General features: G+C 73.4%; 16 protein-coding genes, 1 tRNA gene and 1 other RNA gene. 11 read left to right on the top strand and 7 right to left on the bottom strand.

Annotated elements, in window-relative coordinates:
* The first annotated feature begins 11 nt into the window (after positions 1-11).
* Positions 12-530 carry a YbhB/YbcL family Raf kinase inhibitor-like protein gene (locus ACZ4UX_RS01390; protein ID WP_329488635.1) on the top strand — a complete coding sequence of 173 codons (519 nt, stop codon included), beginning with the start codon at positions 12-14 and terminating at the stop codon, positions 528-530.
* Positions 531-542: 12 nt separating this feature from the next.
* Positions 543-1,424, top strand: a complete 882-nt coding sequence (locus ACZ4UX_RS01395) for a hypothetical protein (protein ID WP_465704800.1) — start codon at positions 543-545, stop codon at positions 1,422-1,424.
* A 10-nt stretch (positions 1,425-1,434) separates the two neighbouring features.
* Here the strand turns inward: ACZ4UX_RS01395 and ACZ4UX_RS01400 are convergent, their stop codons facing one another.
* Entirely contained in the window at positions 1,435-2,535 is a 1,101-nt protein-coding gene (locus ACZ4UX_RS01400; RefSeq protein WP_465704802.1) for a helix-turn-helix transcriptional regulator, read from the bottom strand.
* 93 nt (positions 2,536-2,628) lie between these two features.
* Here ACZ4UX_RS01400 and ACZ4UX_RS01405 point away from each other — a divergent pair, with 93 nt between their 5' ends.
* Entirely contained in the window at positions 2,629-4,164 is a 1,536-nt protein-coding gene (locus ACZ4UX_RS01405) for an MFS transporter (RefSeq protein WP_465704804.1), read from the top strand.
* Between the two features lie 61 nt (positions 4,165-4,225).
* The gene (locus ACZ4UX_RS01410) at positions 4,226-4,438 is read left to right on the top strand and encodes a KTSC domain-containing protein (protein ID WP_329488631.1); all 213 of its coding nucleotides are present in this window, start codon (positions 4,226-4,228) and stop codon (positions 4,436-4,438) included.
* 27 nt (positions 4,439-4,465) lie between these two features.
* On the opposite strand, the gene ACZ4UX_RS01415 is transcribed toward ACZ4UX_RS01410, so the two are convergent.
* Positions 4,466-4,744 carry a DUF2087 domain-containing protein gene (locus tag ACZ4UX_RS01415; protein WP_359804088.1) on the bottom strand — a complete coding sequence of 93 codons (279 nt, stop codon included), beginning with the start codon at positions 4,742-4,744 and terminating at the stop codon, positions 4,466-4,468.
* 112 nt (positions 4,745-4,856) lie between these two features.
* Positions 4,857-5,450, bottom strand: a complete 594-nt coding sequence (locus ACZ4UX_RS01420; protein ID WP_329488629.1) for an HhH-GPD-type base excision DNA repair protein — start codon at positions 5,448-5,450, stop codon at positions 4,857-4,859.
* Between the two features lie 457 nt (positions 5,451-5,907).
* On the opposite strand from ACZ4UX_RS01420, the gene ACZ4UX_RS01425 reads away from it, so the two are divergent.
* The 3 genes from ACZ4UX_RS01425 (at position 5,908) to ACZ4UX_RS01435 (ending at position 9,974) form a co-directional block, all read left to right on the top strand.
* The gene (locus tag ACZ4UX_RS01425) at positions 5,908-8,412 is read left to right on the top strand and encodes a terpene synthase family protein (RefSeq protein ID WP_465704807.1); all 2,505 of its coding nucleotides are present in this window, start codon (positions 5,908-5,910) and stop codon (positions 8,410-8,412) included.
* Positions 8,413-8,670: 258 nt separating this feature from the next.
* A complete protein-coding gene (locus ACZ4UX_RS01430) occupies positions 8,671-9,468 on the top strand; it encodes a VOC family protein (protein ID WP_465704809.1) in 798 nt (265 codons plus the stop codon).
* Positions 9,468-9,974: a DinB family protein gene (locus tag ACZ4UX_RS01435; RefSeq protein WP_465704811.1), complete on the top strand. Its 507-nt coding sequence runs from the start codon at positions 9,468-9,470 to the stop codon at positions 9,972-9,974. The genes ACZ4UX_RS01430 and ACZ4UX_RS01435 overlap by 1 nt, the downstream gene beginning before the upstream one ends.
* A gap of 46 nt (positions 9,975-10,020) precedes the next feature.
* Here the strand turns inward: ACZ4UX_RS01435 and ACZ4UX_RS01440 are convergent, their stop codons facing one another.
* Positions 10,021-11,040, bottom strand: a complete 1,020-nt coding sequence (locus ACZ4UX_RS01440; protein ID WP_465705394.1) for a helix-turn-helix domain-containing protein — start codon at positions 11,038-11,040, stop codon at positions 10,021-10,023.
* A gap of 98 nt (positions 11,041-11,138) precedes the next feature.
* On the opposite strand from ACZ4UX_RS01440, the gene ACZ4UX_RS01445 reads away from it, so the two are divergent.
* On the top strand, positions 11,139-12,716 hold the full coding sequence (locus ACZ4UX_RS01445; protein ID WP_465704813.1) for an alpha/beta hydrolase: 1,578 nt from the start codon (positions 11,139-11,141) through the stop codon (positions 12,714-12,716).
* Between the two features lie 113 nt (positions 12,717-12,829).
* Here ACZ4UX_RS01445 and ACZ4UX_RS01450 read toward each other — a convergent pair whose 3' ends face one another.
* Positions 12,830-13,360: a carboxymuconolactone decarboxylase family protein gene (locus ACZ4UX_RS01450; protein WP_465704815.1), complete on the bottom strand. Its 531-nt coding sequence runs from the start codon at positions 13,358-13,360 to the stop codon at positions 12,830-12,832.
* Between the two features lie 246 nt (positions 13,361-13,606).
* On the opposite strand from ACZ4UX_RS01450, the gene ACZ4UX_RS01455 reads away from it, so the two are divergent.
* Both ACZ4UX_RS01455 and ACZ4UX_RS01460 read left to right on the top strand, forming a co-directional pair.
* A complete protein-coding gene (locus ACZ4UX_RS01455; protein WP_465704816.1) occupies positions 13,607-14,533 on the top strand; it encodes an NADP-dependent oxidoreductase in 927 nt (308 codons plus the stop codon).
* A 96-nt stretch (positions 14,534-14,629) separates the two neighbouring features.
* On the top strand, positions 14,630-15,565 hold the full coding sequence (locus ACZ4UX_RS01460) for an AraC family transcriptional regulator (RefSeq protein ID WP_465608606.1): 936 nt from the start codon (positions 14,630-14,632) through the stop codon (positions 15,563-15,565).
* A 68-nt stretch (positions 15,566-15,633) separates the two neighbouring features.
* On the opposite strand, the gene ACZ4UX_RS01465 is transcribed toward ACZ4UX_RS01460, so the two are convergent.
* Together ACZ4UX_RS01465 and ACZ4UX_RS01470 are read right to left on the bottom strand one after the other, a co-directional pair.
* Positions 15,634-16,761: an NADH:flavin oxidoreductase gene (locus ACZ4UX_RS01465; RefSeq protein WP_465704818.1), complete on the bottom strand. Its 1,128-nt coding sequence runs from the start codon at positions 16,759-16,761 to the stop codon at positions 15,634-15,636.
* A gap of 415 nt (positions 16,762-17,176) precedes the next feature.
* Positions 17,177-17,261: transfer RNA gene (locus ACZ4UX_RS01470), tRNA-Ser, on the bottom strand.
* A gap of 141 nt (positions 17,262-17,402) precedes the next feature.
* Between ACZ4UX_RS01470 and ffs the strand changes: the two genes are divergently transcribed.
* An RNA gene (ffs, locus tag ACZ4UX_RS01475) (signal recognition particle sRNA small type) lies at positions 17,403-17,499 on the top strand.
* The last annotated feature ends 12 nt before the right edge of the window (positions 17,500-17,511 follow it).

Genomic DNA, 17,511 nt, shown 5'->3' on the forward strand with positions numbered 1-17,511 from the left:
GTGACCGTTTCATGAGCGTTCGTCCGCCGCTGCCCTACGAGTTCCTGCCGCAGGTGCCGTCCTTCGAGCTGACCAGTGATGACCTCGCCGAAGGCGGCAAGCTGGCCGAGGAGTTCGTCCACGCGGGCGGCAACCTGTCGCCGCAGCTGGCCTGGTCGGGCCTGCCGGAGGGCACCCGGTCCGTCGCCGTCACCTGCTACGACCCGGACGCCCCGACCGGCTCCGGCTGGTGGCACTGGCTCGCCCTCAACCTGCCCGGTGACACCGCCGGCCTGGCGCGCGGCGCCGGTTCGTCCGACGCGGACCTGCCCGGGGCGGCCTCGTTCCACGGCCGCAACGACTTCCCCGGCAACAAGTACGACGGCGCGGCCCCGCCGCCCGGCGCCCCGCACCGGTACGCCTTCGCCGTGCACGCGCTGGACGTGGACGCGCTGGACGTCACCCCGGAGACGCCGGCGGCCCAGATCGGCTTCCACATCACCTTCCACACGCTGGCCCGTGCGGTGATCACCGCCGAGTACGGGGTCTGAGATCCTCGTCGGATGAACGAACCGGTGGAGGTCTGGCGGCTGCCCGAGCACGATGCCGGCGCGGGCCGCCGGGCCTCCGGCTGGACGGTCGGACCGGACGGCGAACTGGTCGTGCTGCTGGTGCCCGGGGAGAAGCCGTCCGGCGCCTGCGGCCGGACGTGCCCCGACCCGCCCCCGGACGCCGAGCTGGTGACGGTGACGCCGGAGGGGGAGCGGCGGACGGCGCTGCGCGGGCTCGCCGTCGACCCGGACCACCTGGCGCTGCTGCCCGGCGGCCGGCTGCTGGTGGCGAGCTACCGGGCCGACGAGGAGCCGGGCGGATGGGCGCCCAACGCGGTCGTGTTCGGGCCCGACGGCGAGCCGGCTCACGAGCTGGTGCTCGGCGACGACATTCGGACGCTGGTCGCCGACCGGGACGGCCGGATCTGGATAGCCTTCGGGGACGAGGGCATCTACGGGGACCACCCAATGGCCCACCCCGGTCTGGTCGGGGCGGACCCGGCCGGGCGGATGGTCTGGCGACCGGGGCGGGACGAACTGCCCGGCTACCCGCTGGAGGGCCTGGCCGGGGCGACCGAGGGCCGCGCCGTCTGGCTGGCCTGGTACCCGGGCAGTACCGCGAGCTACCTGACCCGGATCGACCCGGCCGGAGGGTCCGTGAGTCGGCGGTCCCCGGTCCGGCTGCCGCTCGGCTTCGCCGTCGGCGGCCGGCAGGGGATCTTCCTGACGCACGCGGGTGAGCTGGTCCGGTGCCTGCTGGTCGGCACGGAGTGGAAGGAGACCGGGCGGCGCCGGCTCCGGCTGCCCGGGGAGCTGGACCGGGAGCGGGCCTACGGGCGGGACGGCGTGCTCCGGTTCCGCTCGGGGGACGCCTGGTACCGGGTGGCGGCGTAGCGCGGGCGGCTCAGGGCCCGACCGGACCCCCGCTGTCGGCGGCCGGGCGGACCAGACCCCCGCTGTCGGCGGCCGGGCGGACCGGACCCCCGCTGTCGGCGGCCGGGCGGACCGGACCCCCGCTGTCGGCGGCGGGGTGGACCGGACCCCCGCTGTCGGCGGCCCGGCCCGCGCGGGCGGCGAGGGCACGCAGGTGGGCGTTCATCTCCGGGGGCTCGTGGACCTCGAACTCGCAGCCCAGCATGAGGAGCCGCATCGCCAGGTACCCCAGCGAGTCGGACCGCGAGCGGAGCCGGCAGCTCCGGTCGTCGACCGGCTCGACCGTGGTGTCGGCGGCACGGCTGATCCAGCTCTCCACCTCGGAGGCGGGCATGTGCAGGGTCGCCACCAGGGTGTGGGTGGCCGCCGGCCGGCGGAGCTTGCTCGCCACGTACGCGGCCGCGTCCTCGGCGGGGAGTTCGCGCGGGGTGAAGCGGGCGCCGGTCGGGAAGGGCTCGCTGATCCGGTCCACCCGGAAGAGCCGCCAGTCGTCGCGGTCGAGGTCGTAGCCGACCAGGTACCAGCGCCGACCGGTCGAGACCAGGCGGTTGGGCTCGACCTGGCGCCGGGTCTCGGCGCCGTCGCCCGCCCGGTAGTGGAAGCGCAGCCGCTCCCGGTTGGTGACGGCGCCCGCGAGCACGGTGAGGTCCTCGGGGTCGACGGTCGGTCCGTCGCCGGTGAGCAGCGGCACGGTGGCCGTGTTCAGCGCGCCGACCCGGTGGCGCAGGCGCCCCGGCAGCACCTGGAGCAGTTTGCCGAGCGCCCGGACGGACGCCTCCTCGATGCCGACCACGGCGTGCCCGGCGGCCGCCCGCAGGCCGACCGCGATGGCCACCGCCTCCTCGTCGTCCAGCAGCAGCGGCGGCATCGCCGTTCCGGCCACCAGCCGGTAGCCGCCGATCGCGCCCATCGTCGCCTCGACCGGGTACCCCAGGGCGCGCAGCCGGTCGATGTCGCGGCGGATCGTCCGGGAGCTGACCTGGAGGCGTTCGGCCAGTTCGCTGCCCGGCCACTCGCGCGGGGTCTGGAGGAGGGAGAGCAGGTTCAGCAGCCGCGCCGGAGTGTCCGTCATGGCACCCAGGATGCCGGACAACGAGGACAAGAGCTGACCTACATCCCCTCTACTGTCGCAGACGTGCCGAAGAGCGAGGTAGAGGAGAAGACGATGACAGCGGATTCCGGGGAGGGCTCCGGAGCGGGCTCCGGTGTGGTGTCCGACCGGCGGAGGTGGATCGCGCTGGCGATCGTGATGACGGCCTCGTTCATGGACCTGGTGGACGTCACCATCGTGAACATCGCCATCCCCAGCATTCAGGAGGACACCGGCGCCTCGTTCAGTGCCATCCAGTGGGTGACCGGCGGCTACGCCCTGGCCTTCGCGATCGGGCTGATCACCGGCGGTCGACTGGGCGACATCTACGGCCGGAAGCGACTGTTCCTGATCGGAATCGGCGGCTTCACCGTCGCCTCGGCGCTCTGCGGTCTGGCGACCGGCGCCGAGATGCTGGTCGCGACCCGGATCCTCCAGGGCGGGACGGCGGCGCTGATGGTGCCGCAGGTGCTGTCGATCATCCACGCCTCCTTCCCGGCGGAGGAGCGCGGCAAGGTGTTCGGCCTGTTCGGCGCGGTGGTCGGTCTGGGCGCCGTCTCCGGACCGCTGATCGGCGCGCTGCTGACGGAGTGGGACCTCTTCGGGCTGGCCTGGCGGCCGATCTTCCTGATCAACCTGCCGGTCGGCATCGCAGGGCTGCTGCTCGGCCGGGCGTTCATCGGCGAGTCGCGGGCGGAGAAGGCGCTCAAGCTGGACCTCGTGGGCGTGCTGCTGGCCAGCGTCGGCCTGCTGATGCTGCTCTACCCGCTCACCCACGGCCGGGAGGCCGGCTGGCCGCTCTGGGGCCACCTCTCGATGGCCGGCAGCCTGCCGGTGTTCGCCCTGTTCGTCGCGTACGAGAAGGTGAAGACGCGGCGGGACGGTTCGCCGCTGGTCGAGCTGTCGCTGTTCCGGGTGAAGAGCTTCGCGGCCGGCATCGGCGTCCAGCTGACCTTCGGCGTGGTCACCGGGATCTTCTTCCTGGTCTGGACGCTCTACATGCAGATCGGGCTGGGCTGGAGCCCGCTCAAGGCCGGAACCACGGGCATCCCGTTCTCGATCGCGGTCTCGGTGGCGGCCGGACTCTCGGTCCAGCAGCTGGTGCCGCGCTTCGGACGCAAGGTGCTCCAGGCCGGCGCGCTGGTGATGGCGGTCGGCGCGCTGACCTACATCTGGGAGGCCGACCGGTACGGCACGGCGATCACGTCCTGGCAGATGGCGCTGCCGCTGGTGGTGATGGGCCTGGGGATGGGCCTGATCGTGGCGCCGATCACCGACGCGGTGCTGGCCGAGGTGCCGCGTGAGCACGCCGGTTCGGCGTCGGGCCTGATCAACACGGTCAACCAGCTCGGGACGGCGCTGGGGCTCGGGCTGGTGTCGGTGGCGTTCTTCGGGGCGATGGACGACGTGGTCGCCCCCGAGGCGGTCGGGACGGCGTTCGGCGGGGCCTTCGTCCACGCGATGTGGTGGGTCGTCGCGGTGCTGGCGGCGGTGTTCCTGCTGATGTTCGCGCTGCCGAGGCGGAAGGCGGCGGTCGCCGCCGGTACCTCCTCCGCGTCCTCTTCTGACGAGGCCGAGCGGGAGCAGGAGCAGGAGCCCGTGCTGGTCTGACGGTGGGTGGAGGGCCCCGGCCGCGATGCGCGGCCGGGGCCCTCGTGCGCACACTGGGAGCATGGAGCGGCTGGCGGTGGACTCCTCGGCGCTGCGCTCGGTCGGGTACGACGCGGCGCGGCGGGTACTGGAGCTGGAGTTCACCGGCGGGAGCGTCTACCGGTACGACGCGGTCCCCGGGCGGGTGCACCGGGAGCTGATGGCGGCGGAGAGCCACGGGCGGTACTTCGCCCGGAGGATCCGCGGGCGGTACGCGTACCGGCGGGTGCGCTGAGGCCCTCGCCTCCCCGGGGGGCGGGGTTCAGGCGGCGCGGCGGTAGCTGCTGCCGTCCTGGGGCCGGGCCAGGTGGCCGGCCTCGACCAGGAAGCGGCGCAGAGCCGGGTAGTCGTCGTGCACCGCCCGCAGCGTCTCGTTGACCTCGCGCTCGCTGTAGGAGCGGCCCGGTTCGAAGAGGGTGCCGGCGAGGTGGGCGAGCAACTGCTCGCGGCGGGCCGCCTTGCGGGGGATCGTGGTCAGCCGGCCGTCGCCGGAGAAGAGGGAACGCACGCCGGGGCTGTCCTGGCTGTCGGTGTCGGTCATCCGTCGAGCCTCACCCGGCGGGGCGTGGGCGGGCAACCCGTTTTCGGGGCGGGCGCCGCGCGCCGCTGCCCGGCACTCCTCGGGAGTGCCGGGCAGCAGGAGTGATCGGTCATCAGACCTTGGCGGTCTTCGCCTCCTTGGCGGCGCGCTTCACCTCCTGCTTGTGGGCGCGCACCTTTTCCAGCGACTCCGGGCCGGTGATGTCCGCGACCGACCGGTACGCTCCCTCCTCGCCGTACAGACCCGCCGCCTCGCGCCAGCCCTCGGGCCGCACGCCGTACTGCTTGCCGAGCAGCGCGAGGAAGATCTGCGACTTCTGCTTCCCGAAGCCGGGAAGGGCGTTGAGGCGGCTGAGCAGCTCCCGGCCGGTCGCGACGTCGCGCCAGAGCGCCGCCGCGTCGCCGTCGTACTGCGCCACCACGAACTGGCAGAGCTGCTGCACCCGCTTGGCCATCGCGGCCGGGTAGCGGTGCACGGCCGGCTTCTCGGAGAGCAGGGCGACGAACGCCTCGGGGTTGTGGACGGCGATCTCGTGCGCGTCCAGGTCGTCCCGGCCCAGACGCTGCGCGATGGTGAGCGGGCCGGTGAACGCCCACTCCATGGGCACCTGCTGGTCGAGAAGCATCCCGACGAGCGCGGCGAGCGCGCTGCGCCCGAGCAGGTCGTCGGCCTCGGGCTGCTGCGCGAGCCGGACGGTGACGTTCATGGGCAGGCCCTCCTCGGATCGTGGAGACTCGGATCGTCGCCCAGTCTGGTGGACGGGGGATGAGGGGAGCGGGTCAACACGCCCGTCGGAACGGATTGCTTGAGTTGGCCGCCCTTGGCCCGCCTGGGTAGTTCGTTGGCGTATCGTCGCGCGGTCGGAATGGGCCGGGTAATCCGTCCGGATCGGTGACCCGCCGCCAACGTCCTTTCCCGCAGGACGGATCGCCCCCGAGGGTGGATGCCGGGCTGTTCCGTCCGCACAGGTGACCGAGAGGCGTGCGTTCTATCGGGCGGGTGTTCGGGGGAAGTGGGTTATCTCATACGACTGTTGCGGTTGTCCGGTGGAGATCGTCGGCGAGGGGTAATGCTGAGCCGACCGGGTCGTGGGGCAGCGGACCGACCGGCTCCGCTCCGCCGGGCCGGTCGGCCTCCTCGACGCGTCCAGAAAGGCTCGCCCGGTGACTCAGCCGTTCGAACTGCCCTCCTTCTACGTGCCGCACCCGGCGCGCCTGAACCCCCATCTCGAAGGCGCCCGGGCCCACTCCACCGCGTGGGCCCGGGAGATGGGGATGCTGGAGGGGTCGGGCATCTGGGACCAGGCCGATCTGGAGGCGCACGACTACGGCCTGCTCTGCGCGTACACCCACCCGGACGCCTCCGCCGAGGCGTTGTCGCTGGTCACCGACTGGTACGTGTGGGTCTTCTTCTTCGACGACCACTTCCTGGAGATCTTCAAGCGCAGCAACGACCGCGAGGGCGGCAAGGCCTATCTGGACCGGCTGCCGCTGTTCATGCCGGCCGACCCGTCGACCCCGATGCCCGAGCCCACCAACCCGGTCGAGGCGGGCCTGGCCGATCTGTGGCGGCGCACGGTGCCCTCGATGGGGGAGGACTGGCGGATCCGGTTCGCCGAGAGCACCCGGAACCTGCTCAACGAGTCGCTCTGGGAACTCGCCAACATCAACGCCGGCCGGATCGCCAACCCGGTCGAGTACATCGAGATGCGCCGCAAGGTCGGCGGCGCGCCCTGGTCGGCCGGTCTGATCGAGTACGCGGCCAACGCCGAAGTGCCGAAGGAGGTTTCGGGTTCGCGACCGCTGCGGGTGCTGATGGACGCCTTCTCGGACGGCGTCCACCTGCGCAACGACATCTTCTCCTACCAGCGGGAGGTCGAGGACGAGGGCGAGCTGAGCAACGGCATCCTCGTGCTGGAGACCTTCCTGGGCTGCACGACGCAGGAAGCCGCGGACGCCGTCAACGACCTGCTCACCTCGCGGCTCCAGCAGTTCGAGAACACCGTGTTCACCGAGCTGCCCTGGCTGTTCACCGAGACCGGGCTGGACCCGGCGGGCGTCGCGCGGGTGATGGCGTACGTCAAGGGTCTGCAGGACTGGCAGTCGGGCGGCCACGAGTGGCACATGCGGTCCAGCCGGTACATGAACGGCGGCGGCGCGGCCGCCGCGCCGGCCCGTTGGTGGGACCAGTACGCGATCGGCGGGGTCGGGACGTCGGCGCTGGACGTGCTGCGGGCCGGGTCGGGGCGCGGACTGCCCGGCGGCATGGGTGAGTTGGGCTCGCTGAGTGGGGTGAACACGCTCGACGGGACGCCCGGCTCGCCCGGTGGCGTCGACCCGGCGGTGCGGCGGGCGCGCTCGCACGGCCATGTGCCGTACCAGCGGGTCGGGGCCTCCAGGCTGCCGGAGTTCAGGCTCCCGTACACCGTCGAACTCAGCCCGCACCTGGACGCCTCCCGGGTCAACACCGTGGCGTGGGCAGCCCGGATGGGCATGCTGGAGGCGCAGCCGGGCGTACCGGGCTCAGGCATCTGGACGGCCGAGAAGCTCGCCGACTACGACTTCCCGCTCTGCTCGGCCGGCATCCACCCGGACGCCACCCCCGAACAACTCGACCTCACCTCGGCCTGGTTGACGTGGGGGACCTACGGCGACGACTACTACCCGGTGGTCTACGGGCGGACCCGCGACCTGGTCGGCGCCAAGCTGCTCACCGAGCGCTTCTCGACGTTCATGCCCGTCGACGACAGCCCGGCGCCGGTGCCGGTCAACGCCCTGGAGCGGGGCCTGGCCGACCTCTGGGAGCGGACCAGCGCCCCGATGACGCCGGACGCCCGGCGGAAGTTCCGCGCCGCGATCGAGGACATGACCCTGAGCTGGGTCTGGGAGCTCAACAACCAGGCGCAGCACCGGATCCCCGACCCGGTGGACTACATCGAGATGCGTCGGAAGACCTTCGGCTCCGACCTCACCATGAGCCTGTGCCGACTGGCGCACGGCCAGGCCGTCCCGCCGGAGATCTACGAGAGCGGGCCGATGCGCTCGCTGGAGAGCGCGGCCGCCGACTACGCGTGCATGATGAACGACCTCTTCTCGTACCAGAAGGAGGTCGAGTACGAGGGCGAGGTGCACAACGCCGTCCTGGTGGTGCAGAACTTCTTCAACTGCGACTACCCCTCGGCCGTCGGCATCGTCGACGACCTGATGCACTCGCGGTTGCGGCAGTTCGAGCACGTGGCGCAGAACGAGTTCCCGGTGCTGTACGACGACTTCGGGCTGGAGCCGGAGGCCCGGGCGCTGCTGGACGGGTACGTCAAGGAGCTGGAGAACTGGCTCGCGGGCATCCACGTCTGGCACCGGGACTGCCGCCGGTACGGCGAGGCGGACCTTCGGCGGCACTTCGGGCGCGGGTCGGGGGCGGATGGTAGGGCGGCCGAGCTCCCGGCCGGGCCGGCGGCCGATGAGGTGCCGAAGGCGGACGCGGCGCCGGCGGCGGAGGTGCCGGCCGACGGCGTGGTCGCCCCGGCCACGGTCGTGCCGGAGGGCGCCCCGGTCGGTGCCGGGGGCGCGCTCCCGTTCGGCGCGCCCGGACTGGGGACGGCGGCGTCGCGGTTCGCCTTCGCGGCGGCCCTTCCGGTGACCCTCCCGGCGGGTGCGGCCGACGTGTAGCGGTGACCGGTTCTCGCGACGGCCCGCCGGGGTGCTCCGGCGGGCCGTCGCCGTGTCCGGCCGGGGAGGCCGCGGAGGGCCGGGGAGGCCGGGGAGGCCAGGAAGGGCAGGAAGGCCGGGGAGGCCAGGAAGGGCAGGAGCCGGGGAGGGCGGGTGCGGAGGGCGCGGGCGGCGCGGTGCGGGTACTCGGGGCGCGGTCCGACGGGGGACTGGCTACTGTGACGAATCGGGGCAAATCGTTACATGGAGGGCAGGATCATGACCGTGCTACCTGAGGGCACACCCTGTTGGGCCGACGCCATGTTCAAGGATCTGGACGGCGCCAAGGCCTTCTACGGGGCGGTGCTGGGCTGGACCTTCGGCGAGAGCGCGTCGGAGTTCGGCAACTACACGACGGCGTACTCGGACGGCAAGGCAGTGGCCGCCGTCGTCCCGCCGATGCCCGGGGACGACGTGCCGTCGGCCTGGTGCCTGTACCTCGCCTCGCCGGACACCGCCGCGACCGTCGAGAAGATCCGCGCCGCGGGCGGCGAGGTGCTGATGGGGCCGATGCAGGTCGGCGACTTCGGTTCGATGGCGATCGCCAAGGACCCGGGCGGCGTCACCTTCGGCGTCTGGCAGGCCGGCCGCCACGAGGGCTTCGAGAAGCAGAACGAGCCGGGTTCGTACACCTGGGCCGAAGTGCTCACGCGTGAGCCGGGCAAGGCCGACGTCTTCTTCCCCGCGGTCTTCCCCTACAGCACCAAGCGGATGGACACCGACCAGGTCGACTACAAGATCTTCCAGGTCGCCGACCGGCCCGCGCTCGGCCGGATGAAGGTCGGACCGGACGACATGCCGCCCGAGGCGCCCTCGTACGTGAGCGTCTACTTCTCGGTGGACGACTGCGACGCCGCCATCGCCAAGGTGACCGAGCACGGCGGACAGCTGTTCTTCGGGCCGATGGACAGCCCGTTCGGCCGGTTCGCCGCCGTCGGTGACCCGCAGGGCGCGGCCTTCGGCGTCATCGACCTGGGCACGACCTCCGGGCCCATGCCGACCATGGCGGACGCCTGATGGCTGCCGGCGCACCCGCGGGCGGCGAGCGTGCCGACCTGCTCCAGACGCTGGACAAGCACCGCGGCTTCCTCCGGTACACCGTGCGTGACCTCGACGACGAGCGGGCCGCCCGGCGCACCACGGCGAGCGAGCTGTGCCTGGGCGGTCTGATCAAGCACGTCATGGGCGTCGAGGAGCGCTGGTCGCGGTTCGCGGTCGGCGGTGCGGAGGCGATGGAACGGGGCTCGATCGACTGGGAGGGCCAGTTCCGGATGACGGACGGCGAGACGCTGGCGGGCCTGCTCGCCGCGTACGAGCGGGTGGCGCGCGAGACGGACGAGCTGGTCTCGACGCTGCCCGATCTGGACCTCGTCCACCCGCTGCCGGAGGCGCCGTGGTTCGAGCCGGGCGCCGGCTGGTCGGTGCGCCGGGTGCTGCTGCACATCATCGCGGAGACCGCGCAGCACGCCGGGCACGCGGACATCATCCGGGAGTCGCTGGACGGGGCGAAGACGATGGGCTGAGGGCCTCGGCCCTGCGGGCTGCGCCGGAAGCGGGGGCTGCGGGCGCTCAGGCGGCTTCGGGGCGTCGGACGTCCGGGGCGGTGGTGCGCAGCGGGGAGGCGCCCGGCGCGGTGGCGCCCAGGGCGGTGGCGCCCAGGGCGGTGGCGCCCAACGCGGTGGTGCCCAGCCCGGCGCGGAGCCATTCGTGGGCGGAGCCGGCCGTGACGGCGGGCGGGCCGCCGGCCGGGGTGGCGAGCTCCGCGGCGAGCTGCCAGTAGCGGCCGATCACCGGGTCGGCGGTCTGGTCGAGGACGTACCCGAGCCGGCGGCGGAACTCCGGGGTGTCGCGCAGCCCGCGCGAGTCGGCGTGCGCGGCCACGAAGCAGTCCAGCGCCTCGCCGGGCCGCCCCGCCCCGTCCGCCATCTCCGCCGCCGCCAGCTCGTACGCCGTGCCGAGGCCCTGGTAGAGCACCGCCGGCCGGTAGTCCTCGTCGGGCTCGCGGAGGTCGGGCCGGCAGACGTCGATGCTGAGCCGGCCGGGGGCGGTGAGCGCGTGCAGCCGGGCGAAGGTCAGCACCTGGGCCGGGGTCGGATCGTCGGGGAGCTGCGGGACGGCCGCGTCGACGACCGCCGTGAGCAGCGGGGCGGGCAGCCGCGGGGGCAGCACCCGGCGCCAGAAGCGGGCCAGCACGGTGGTGTCGGGCGGACTGGTCACCGCGCCGATCAGACGCAGCCGGTCGGCGCGCTCGGTGGGGGTGCAGTCCTGGAGCAGCTGGAGGGCGGCCTCGCGCCAGCGCAGGGCGGCCAGCTGGGACCCGAGCTCGCGCAACTGCCGGGCGACGGCGCCCTCCAGTGCCGACTCGTCCTCCAGGGCCCGGCCGACCTCCGGGACGGGCAGGTCGAGCGCGCGCAGGGAGCGGATCAGCCGGAGCCGGTCGAGCGCCTCCGGGCCGTACCGGCGGTGGCCGCCGGAGCTGCGGCCGGCTTCGGGCAGCAGGCCGCGGTCCGAGTAGTACCGGACGGTCTTCACCGTGACGCTCGCCTGCTCCGCGAGTTCGCCGATGCTCCACATGACGTCTGACGACAGCAAGGCTTGAACCTCCCTCAGGGGGAGTTCCTACCGTACCGGTGTGCGCGGGCGGCCGGCGGGCCGCCTGCGGGGACGATCCGCGCAAGGAGACGATCATGACGGCGTTCGTGCTGGTGTCAGGGCCCTTCACCGGTGGAGAGGTGTGGCGGGAGGTGGCCGCCAGGCTGGAGGAGTCCGGGGCCGAGGTGTACCCGGCGACGCTCACCGGGCTGGGGGAGCGCCGCGAGGCGGGCGGTCCGGACACCGGGCTGGAGACGCACATCGAGGACGTGGTGCGGCTGATCGACGGGGTGGAGGCGACGGAGCTGGTGATCGTCGGCCACGACTACGGCATCCACCCCGTGCTGGGCGCGGCCGACCGGCGCCCGGAGCGGATCGCCCGGATCGTCTACCTGGACGCCGGCCTGCCCCAGGACGGTGACGCCGCCGTTCAGCTGGTCCCGGACGAGGAGGTCCGCCGGCGGCTGCTCGACCCGGCGGACCGGGACGGCGGGACCGGGTGGATCGACCCGCCGGCCGCCGACGGGTGGCACCGCTGGGGCAGCACCGCCGGCCTCTCGGAGGAGGCGCTGGCCCGGCTGACCGGTCTCGCCTCGCCGCAGCCGAGTGCCACCTTCACCCAGCCGCTCAGGCTCTCGGGGGCCCTCGCCACCGTGCCGACCTCCGGCATCTTCTGCACGGAGAGCGGGATGAGCATCGCCAAGCTGGAGGGCCTGATGACGCTCGGCATGCCGCAGTTCAAGGCCCTCGCCGACCCCCGGGTGAGCTTCTTCGACCTGGACACCGGCCACTGGCCGATGCTCTCCCGTCCGGACGAGCTGGCCGAGCTCCTGCTCGGCGCCGCGGCCGGCGAGGGGCACCGGCTGGCGGCGGCGCCCGCCCAGGAACTGCCGGGCTACCTGCGCCCGTTCGTGCTGGACGTGCCCGAGCAGACCCGCGAGCGGATCGGCCGGGTCGACCTCTACCTGCCGGCGGACCCGGCCGGCGCCGGTGCGGCCGGCACCAACCCGGCCGGTGCGACCGATGCGGCTGGTGCGACCGACGCGGCCGCCGCGCCGCGTCCGGCGGTGCTGTTCGTCCACGGCGGCCCCGTCCCCGAGACCGTGCGGCCCACCCCACGGGACTGGACGACCTACGTCGGCTACGGCCGGTACGCGGCGAGCCAGGGCGTGATCGGCGCGACCCTGGACCACCGCCTGCACTCGCTCGCCGACTACCCGCTCGCCGCGGCGGACGTCGCCGAGGCCGTCGAACTGCTCCGCGCCGACCCGCGCGTCGACGGCGACCGCATCGCTCTCTGGTTCTTCTCCGGCGGCGGCCCGCTCTCGGCGGACTGGCTCTCCGCGCCCCCGTCCTGGCTGCGCTGCCTCGCCGTGACCTACCCGATCCTCGCGCCGCTGCCCGGCTGGCAGGGCGTGGACAGCCGGTTCCGCCCGGTGGACGCGCTGGCCGGGGCCGGGCGGCTGCCCGTCGTCCTGACCCGGGTGGGCCTGGAGGTCACGGAGATCGCCGCGACGGTCGAGGAGTTCGTGGCCGCCGCCGAGGCACGGGACACGGACCTCCAGGTGATCGACGTCCCGCACGGCCACCACGGGTTCGACACCGTCGACCCGACGGACGAGTCGCGCGCGGCCGTCGAGCAGGCCGTCCGCTCCGTCCTCGGGCACCTCTGAGCCAGCTGCCGCCCGTTCCGCCCGGTCACCGGACCGGGTGCGGCCGAGGGCCCGGCCCCGACGGGGGTGGGGCCGGGCTCTCGGGTCGACGGCGGCTCGCCGCGACGGGGCGGTCAGTGCGCCGCCCGCTCGTCGGTGCCGGGGACCTTGGCGGTGCTGAGCGCGATCCGGTTCCAGGTGTTGATGGTGAGGACCAGGGCCAGCAGCCGGGCCAGCTCCTCCTCGGTGAACTGCGCGGCGGCCCGGGCGTAGACGTCGTCGGGCAGGCCGGCCTGGCCGATCAGCGTGACGGCCTCGGTCAGCGCGAGGGCGGCCTGCTCCTGCGCGGTGAAGAAGTGCGCGGCGTCCCGCCAGACGGCGACCAGGTGCAGCCGCTCCTCGCTCTCGCCGGCCTTGCGGGCGTCCGAGGTGTGCAGGTGCAGGCAGTAGGCGCAGCCGTTGAGCTGCGAGGCGCGGATCTGGACCAGCTCGACGAGCGCCGGGTCGAGGCCCTCGCGGGCGGCGGCGTCGAAGCCGATCAGCGCCTTGAAGGCGGCCGGGGCGGCCTTGGCGAAGTTGATCCGGGGAGACCGGGTGGTGGGGGTGCCGGGGGTGCCGGTGGGCGTGGTGGTCGGCGCGGCTGCGGCGGCGTTCGTCATGACCATGAATCTAGCGATTCGGAAGACCGGTGGAGCAGTGCATTCCAGCAGCATGATGGTGGGTCAATTGCCTTCGTTCCACCAGTCGCGGGCCGGTCCGGTCGCCGTGGAGCGGAGCGCCCGCCGCACGAGACGCTGGGACATCTTCCGAAGACTGAAGGATATTCATCGGCTCATCGGACCTTCCTAGGGTTGGGGACAACGAGAACCGGTCCGCACGAGGGCCGGGCGAGCCAGGAAGGCAGTCCTCCCATGCGCGCAGTCACCCAGCAGTCCTTCGGCGGCCCCGAGGTCCTGGAGACCGTCGAGATCGACCGCCCCACCCCGCTCGGCGGCGAGGTCCTCGTCCGGGTCCACGCGAGCGGGGTCAACCCGGTCGACGTGGCCGTCCGGTCGGGGGCCTACCCGCTGCTGGGCGAGCCGCCGTTCGGTGTCGGCTGGGACATCTCGGGCGTCGTCGAGGAGGCCGGCCCGGGCGCCCGGTTCAAGGCGGGCGACGAGGTGTACGGCATGCCGTTCTTCCCCCGCGCCGCCACCGGGTACGCCGAGTACATCGCCGTCCCCTCGCGGCAGGTGGCCCGCAAGCCCGCCACGATCGACCACGTGCACGCCGCCGCCCTCCCGCTCGCCGCCCTGACCGCCTGGCAGGGCCTGGTGGACGCGGCCGGGGTGACCGAGGGCCAGCGGGTGCTGATCCACCGCGCGGCCGGCGGCGTCGGCCACTTCGCCGTGCAGATCGCCAAGGCCCGGGGAGCCCATGTGATCGCCCTGGCGAGCGAGGCCAAGCACGCGTTCGTTCGCGGCCTGGGCGCCGACGAGGTGATCGACTACCGGACCACCGACTACACCGAGGCGGTCCGCGACGTCGACGTCGTCTTCGACTCCTCCTCCGAGGGCGACCGCGCCCTGGCCGTCCTGCGCCCCGGCGGCACCCTGGTCAGCATCATGGAGCACTGGAACCAGGAGCTCGCCGCCCGGATCGAGGCCGCCGGCCGGCACTTCGCGGGCATCTCGGTCGAGCCCGACTACGCCTCGCTGGAGGCCATCGCCGCACTCGTCGACGCGGGCCGCGTCCGCCCGCACGTCACCGAGACCTTTCCGCTCGACGAGGCCGCCAAGGCCCACGAGCTGGTCGGGTCCGGCCGGGTGCAGGGCAAGGTCGTCCTCACCGTCGCCTGAGCGCGGTCCTACAGTGGAGGGCCGGACGTGCCGGATATTCGGGATGGGCCGGATGGGCCGAACAGGTCGGACGAACGGGGAAGCGGGGGGAAGGCGTTGGACATCCTGACCGAGGCGCTGAGCTCGATGCGGACGGGGCAGCCCACGTCCGTACGCACCGAGGGCCGCGCCCCCTGGGGCCTGCGCCTCCCCCCGGTCGCCGGGGCCGGGTTCCACGTGGTGCTGTACGGGACGTGCTGGCTGGTCCCGCTGGAGGACGCGCCCGGCGCGGAGCCGATCGCGCTCAGCCCCGGCGACGTGGTCTTCCTGCGCGACGGCCGCGGCCACATCCTCGCCGACCACCCCGCCACCCCGGCCGAGACCGAGCGGCCCGACCAGTACCGGCCGGGTTCACCGATCGGCATGGTCACCCTGGGCGGCGACGGCCCCCGCACCAGCCTGCTGTGCGGCAACTACCACCTCGACCAGGGGCGTCCGCACCCGCTGGTCCGCCAACTGCCGGCGGTCATCCACCTGCCCACCCGGCACGGCCGCCACCCCGAGCTCAGCGCGGCGGTCCAACTCCTCGGCACCGAGCTGGAGAAGCCGCGGATCGGTTCGGCCGGGATCGTCCCCGCCCTGATCGACTCGCTGCTCCTCTACATCCTGCGCGCCTGGTTCGAGGACCAGCCCCCCGCGGCGGCCGCCGGCTGGGCCGCCGCGCTCGGCGACTCCGCCGTCGCCCCGGCGCTGACCGCCATCCACGAGGCCCCCGCGGCGCCGTGGACCGTCGAGTCGCTGGCCGACCGGGCCGGACTCTCCCGCGCGGCCTTCGCCCGCCGCTTCAGCACGCTCGTCGGCGAACCGCCGATGGCCTATCTGACCCGCTGGCGCCTGACCACCGCGGCGACCCTGCTGCGCGAGTCCGAGGCCCCGCTGACCACCGTCGCCGCCCGGACCGGTTACGGCTCCGAGTACGCCTTCGCCAAGGCCTTCAAGCGCGAGTACGGGCAGCCGCCCGGCAGTTACCGCCGCACCGCCCGCGCCGCCTGAGGCCGGCGGCACGGCCGTGCCCGCCGCCCGCTGTGATGCGGTTGGCGGACACGGAACATGACGCGACGTCAGCTCAGCGTCGTCAGGGCCGACACGTCGTACGGCTTCAGCTCGTCGAAGCGGCCGGCGAGGACCTTCGCCGCCCACTGCGGGTCCTGGAGCAGCGCCCGGCCGACGGCGACCAGGTCGAACTCGTCGCGCTCCAGCCGGTCGAGGAGGTTGTCGATGCCCTGCACGGTGGCACCCTCACCCGCGAAGCTGCGGATGACGTCGCCGTCGAGGCCGACCGAGCCGACGGTGATCGCGGGCCGCCCGGTGAGCTTCCTGGTCCAGCCCGCCAGGTTCAGGTCCGAGCCCTCGAACTCCGGCAGCCAGTAGCGGCGGGTGGAGGCGTGGAAGACGTCGACGCCGGCCTCGGCGAGCGGGGTCAGGATGTCCGCCAGCTCCTCCGGGCTCTCCGCGAGCCGGGCCTCGTAGGCCTCCTGCTTCCACTGCGAGTATCGGAAGACCACCGGGAACTCCGGCGACACCACTTCCCGGACGGCGGCCACGATCTCGGCCGCGAACTTCGTCCGGGCGACCGGGTCGCCGCCGTAGGCGTCCGTCCGCCGGTTCGTCCCCGCCCAGAGGAACTGGTCGAGCAGGTAGCCGTGGGCGCCGTGCAGCTCGATGCCGTCGAAGCCGATCCGCTCGGCGGCCGCGGCGGCCTCGGCGAAGGCGCCGATGACGTCGTCCAGGTCGCTCCTGGTCATCGCCCTGCCGGTGCCCTCGGTGCCGTCGATCCGCAGGCCGGAGGGGCCGACGGCGGGGGCGTCGGCGAACGGCGGCTCGCCCTGCTTGCGCACCATGCCGATGTGCCACAGCTGCGGCATGATCGTGCCGCCCGCCGCGTGCACGGCCGCGGCGACCTCGGCCCACCCCGCCAGCTGCTCCTCCCCGTGGAACCGCGGCACCCGGTCGCTCTGCCCGGCCGACTCGTGGCCGATGTACGTCCCCTCGGTGAGGATCAGCCCCACCCCGGCGGCGGCCCGCCGGGCGTAGTACGCCTGTACGTCCTCGCCGGGCACGCCGCCCGGCGAGAACTGGCGCGTCATCGGCGCCATCACGATGCGGTTGGGGACGGTCAGCCCGTTCAGCTCGACGGGCCGCGCGAGCAGCTCGGCCGCACGGGAGGCGGAGGACGCGGTGCTGGTCATGGGGTTCCCTCGTGGTCGGACGGCGGGTGCGATGTTCAGGTGTCAACCACTTCGCGGGCCCCTCCATTTCGCCCACCCGGCAAGCGCTCCTGTGATCCGGGCCACTGCGTTGCCCGGAGCGACCGGTGCCCCGGGCTCGTCCGGCGCGCCGGACCGGAGGGCGGAAACGCGCGGTGCCGCCCCGGGAGGGCGGCACCGCGCGAAGTCGTACCCGGGAGTCCGTCAAGGCATCGGAGGTGCCAGAGGTGCCAGAGGTGTCTCCCCGGGGGGCGCCAACGGTCGGACGAGTTCAGTGTCGAAGCTGGGGGCATGGCGTCCGAAACTTATGCGAGGTTGTCCCGACGTACTTCGGGCGAACAGCACCCCTGCAGACGACGAAGGCCCGGACCGCGATGCGGTCCGGGCCTTCTGCCGGCGGAGGATACGAGATTCGAACTCGTGAGGGGTTGCCCCCAACACGCTTTCCAAGCGTGCGCCCTAGGCCTCTAGGCGAATCCTCCGTGGGAGAGCTTAGTACATGTTCGGGGGTGGTTGCGACCACGTATGTCGAGGGTGGTCCGGGGGTGTGGCCTGCGGATCGCGGAGCGGGGGTGGGGAGGGTGGGTGGTGGAGGACGGGGGCCGGGATCCGGTACTGTGGGTGTCAGCCCCTCGTGTGGCGTTATCTCTCTGAACCCCCCCAGGGCCGGAAGGCAGCAAGGGTAGGAGGGCTCTGGCGGGTGCGCGGGGGGTCTTTGCGTTCCCGGGGGCG

The organism is Kitasatospora sp. NPDC028961, assembly GCF_055564815.1.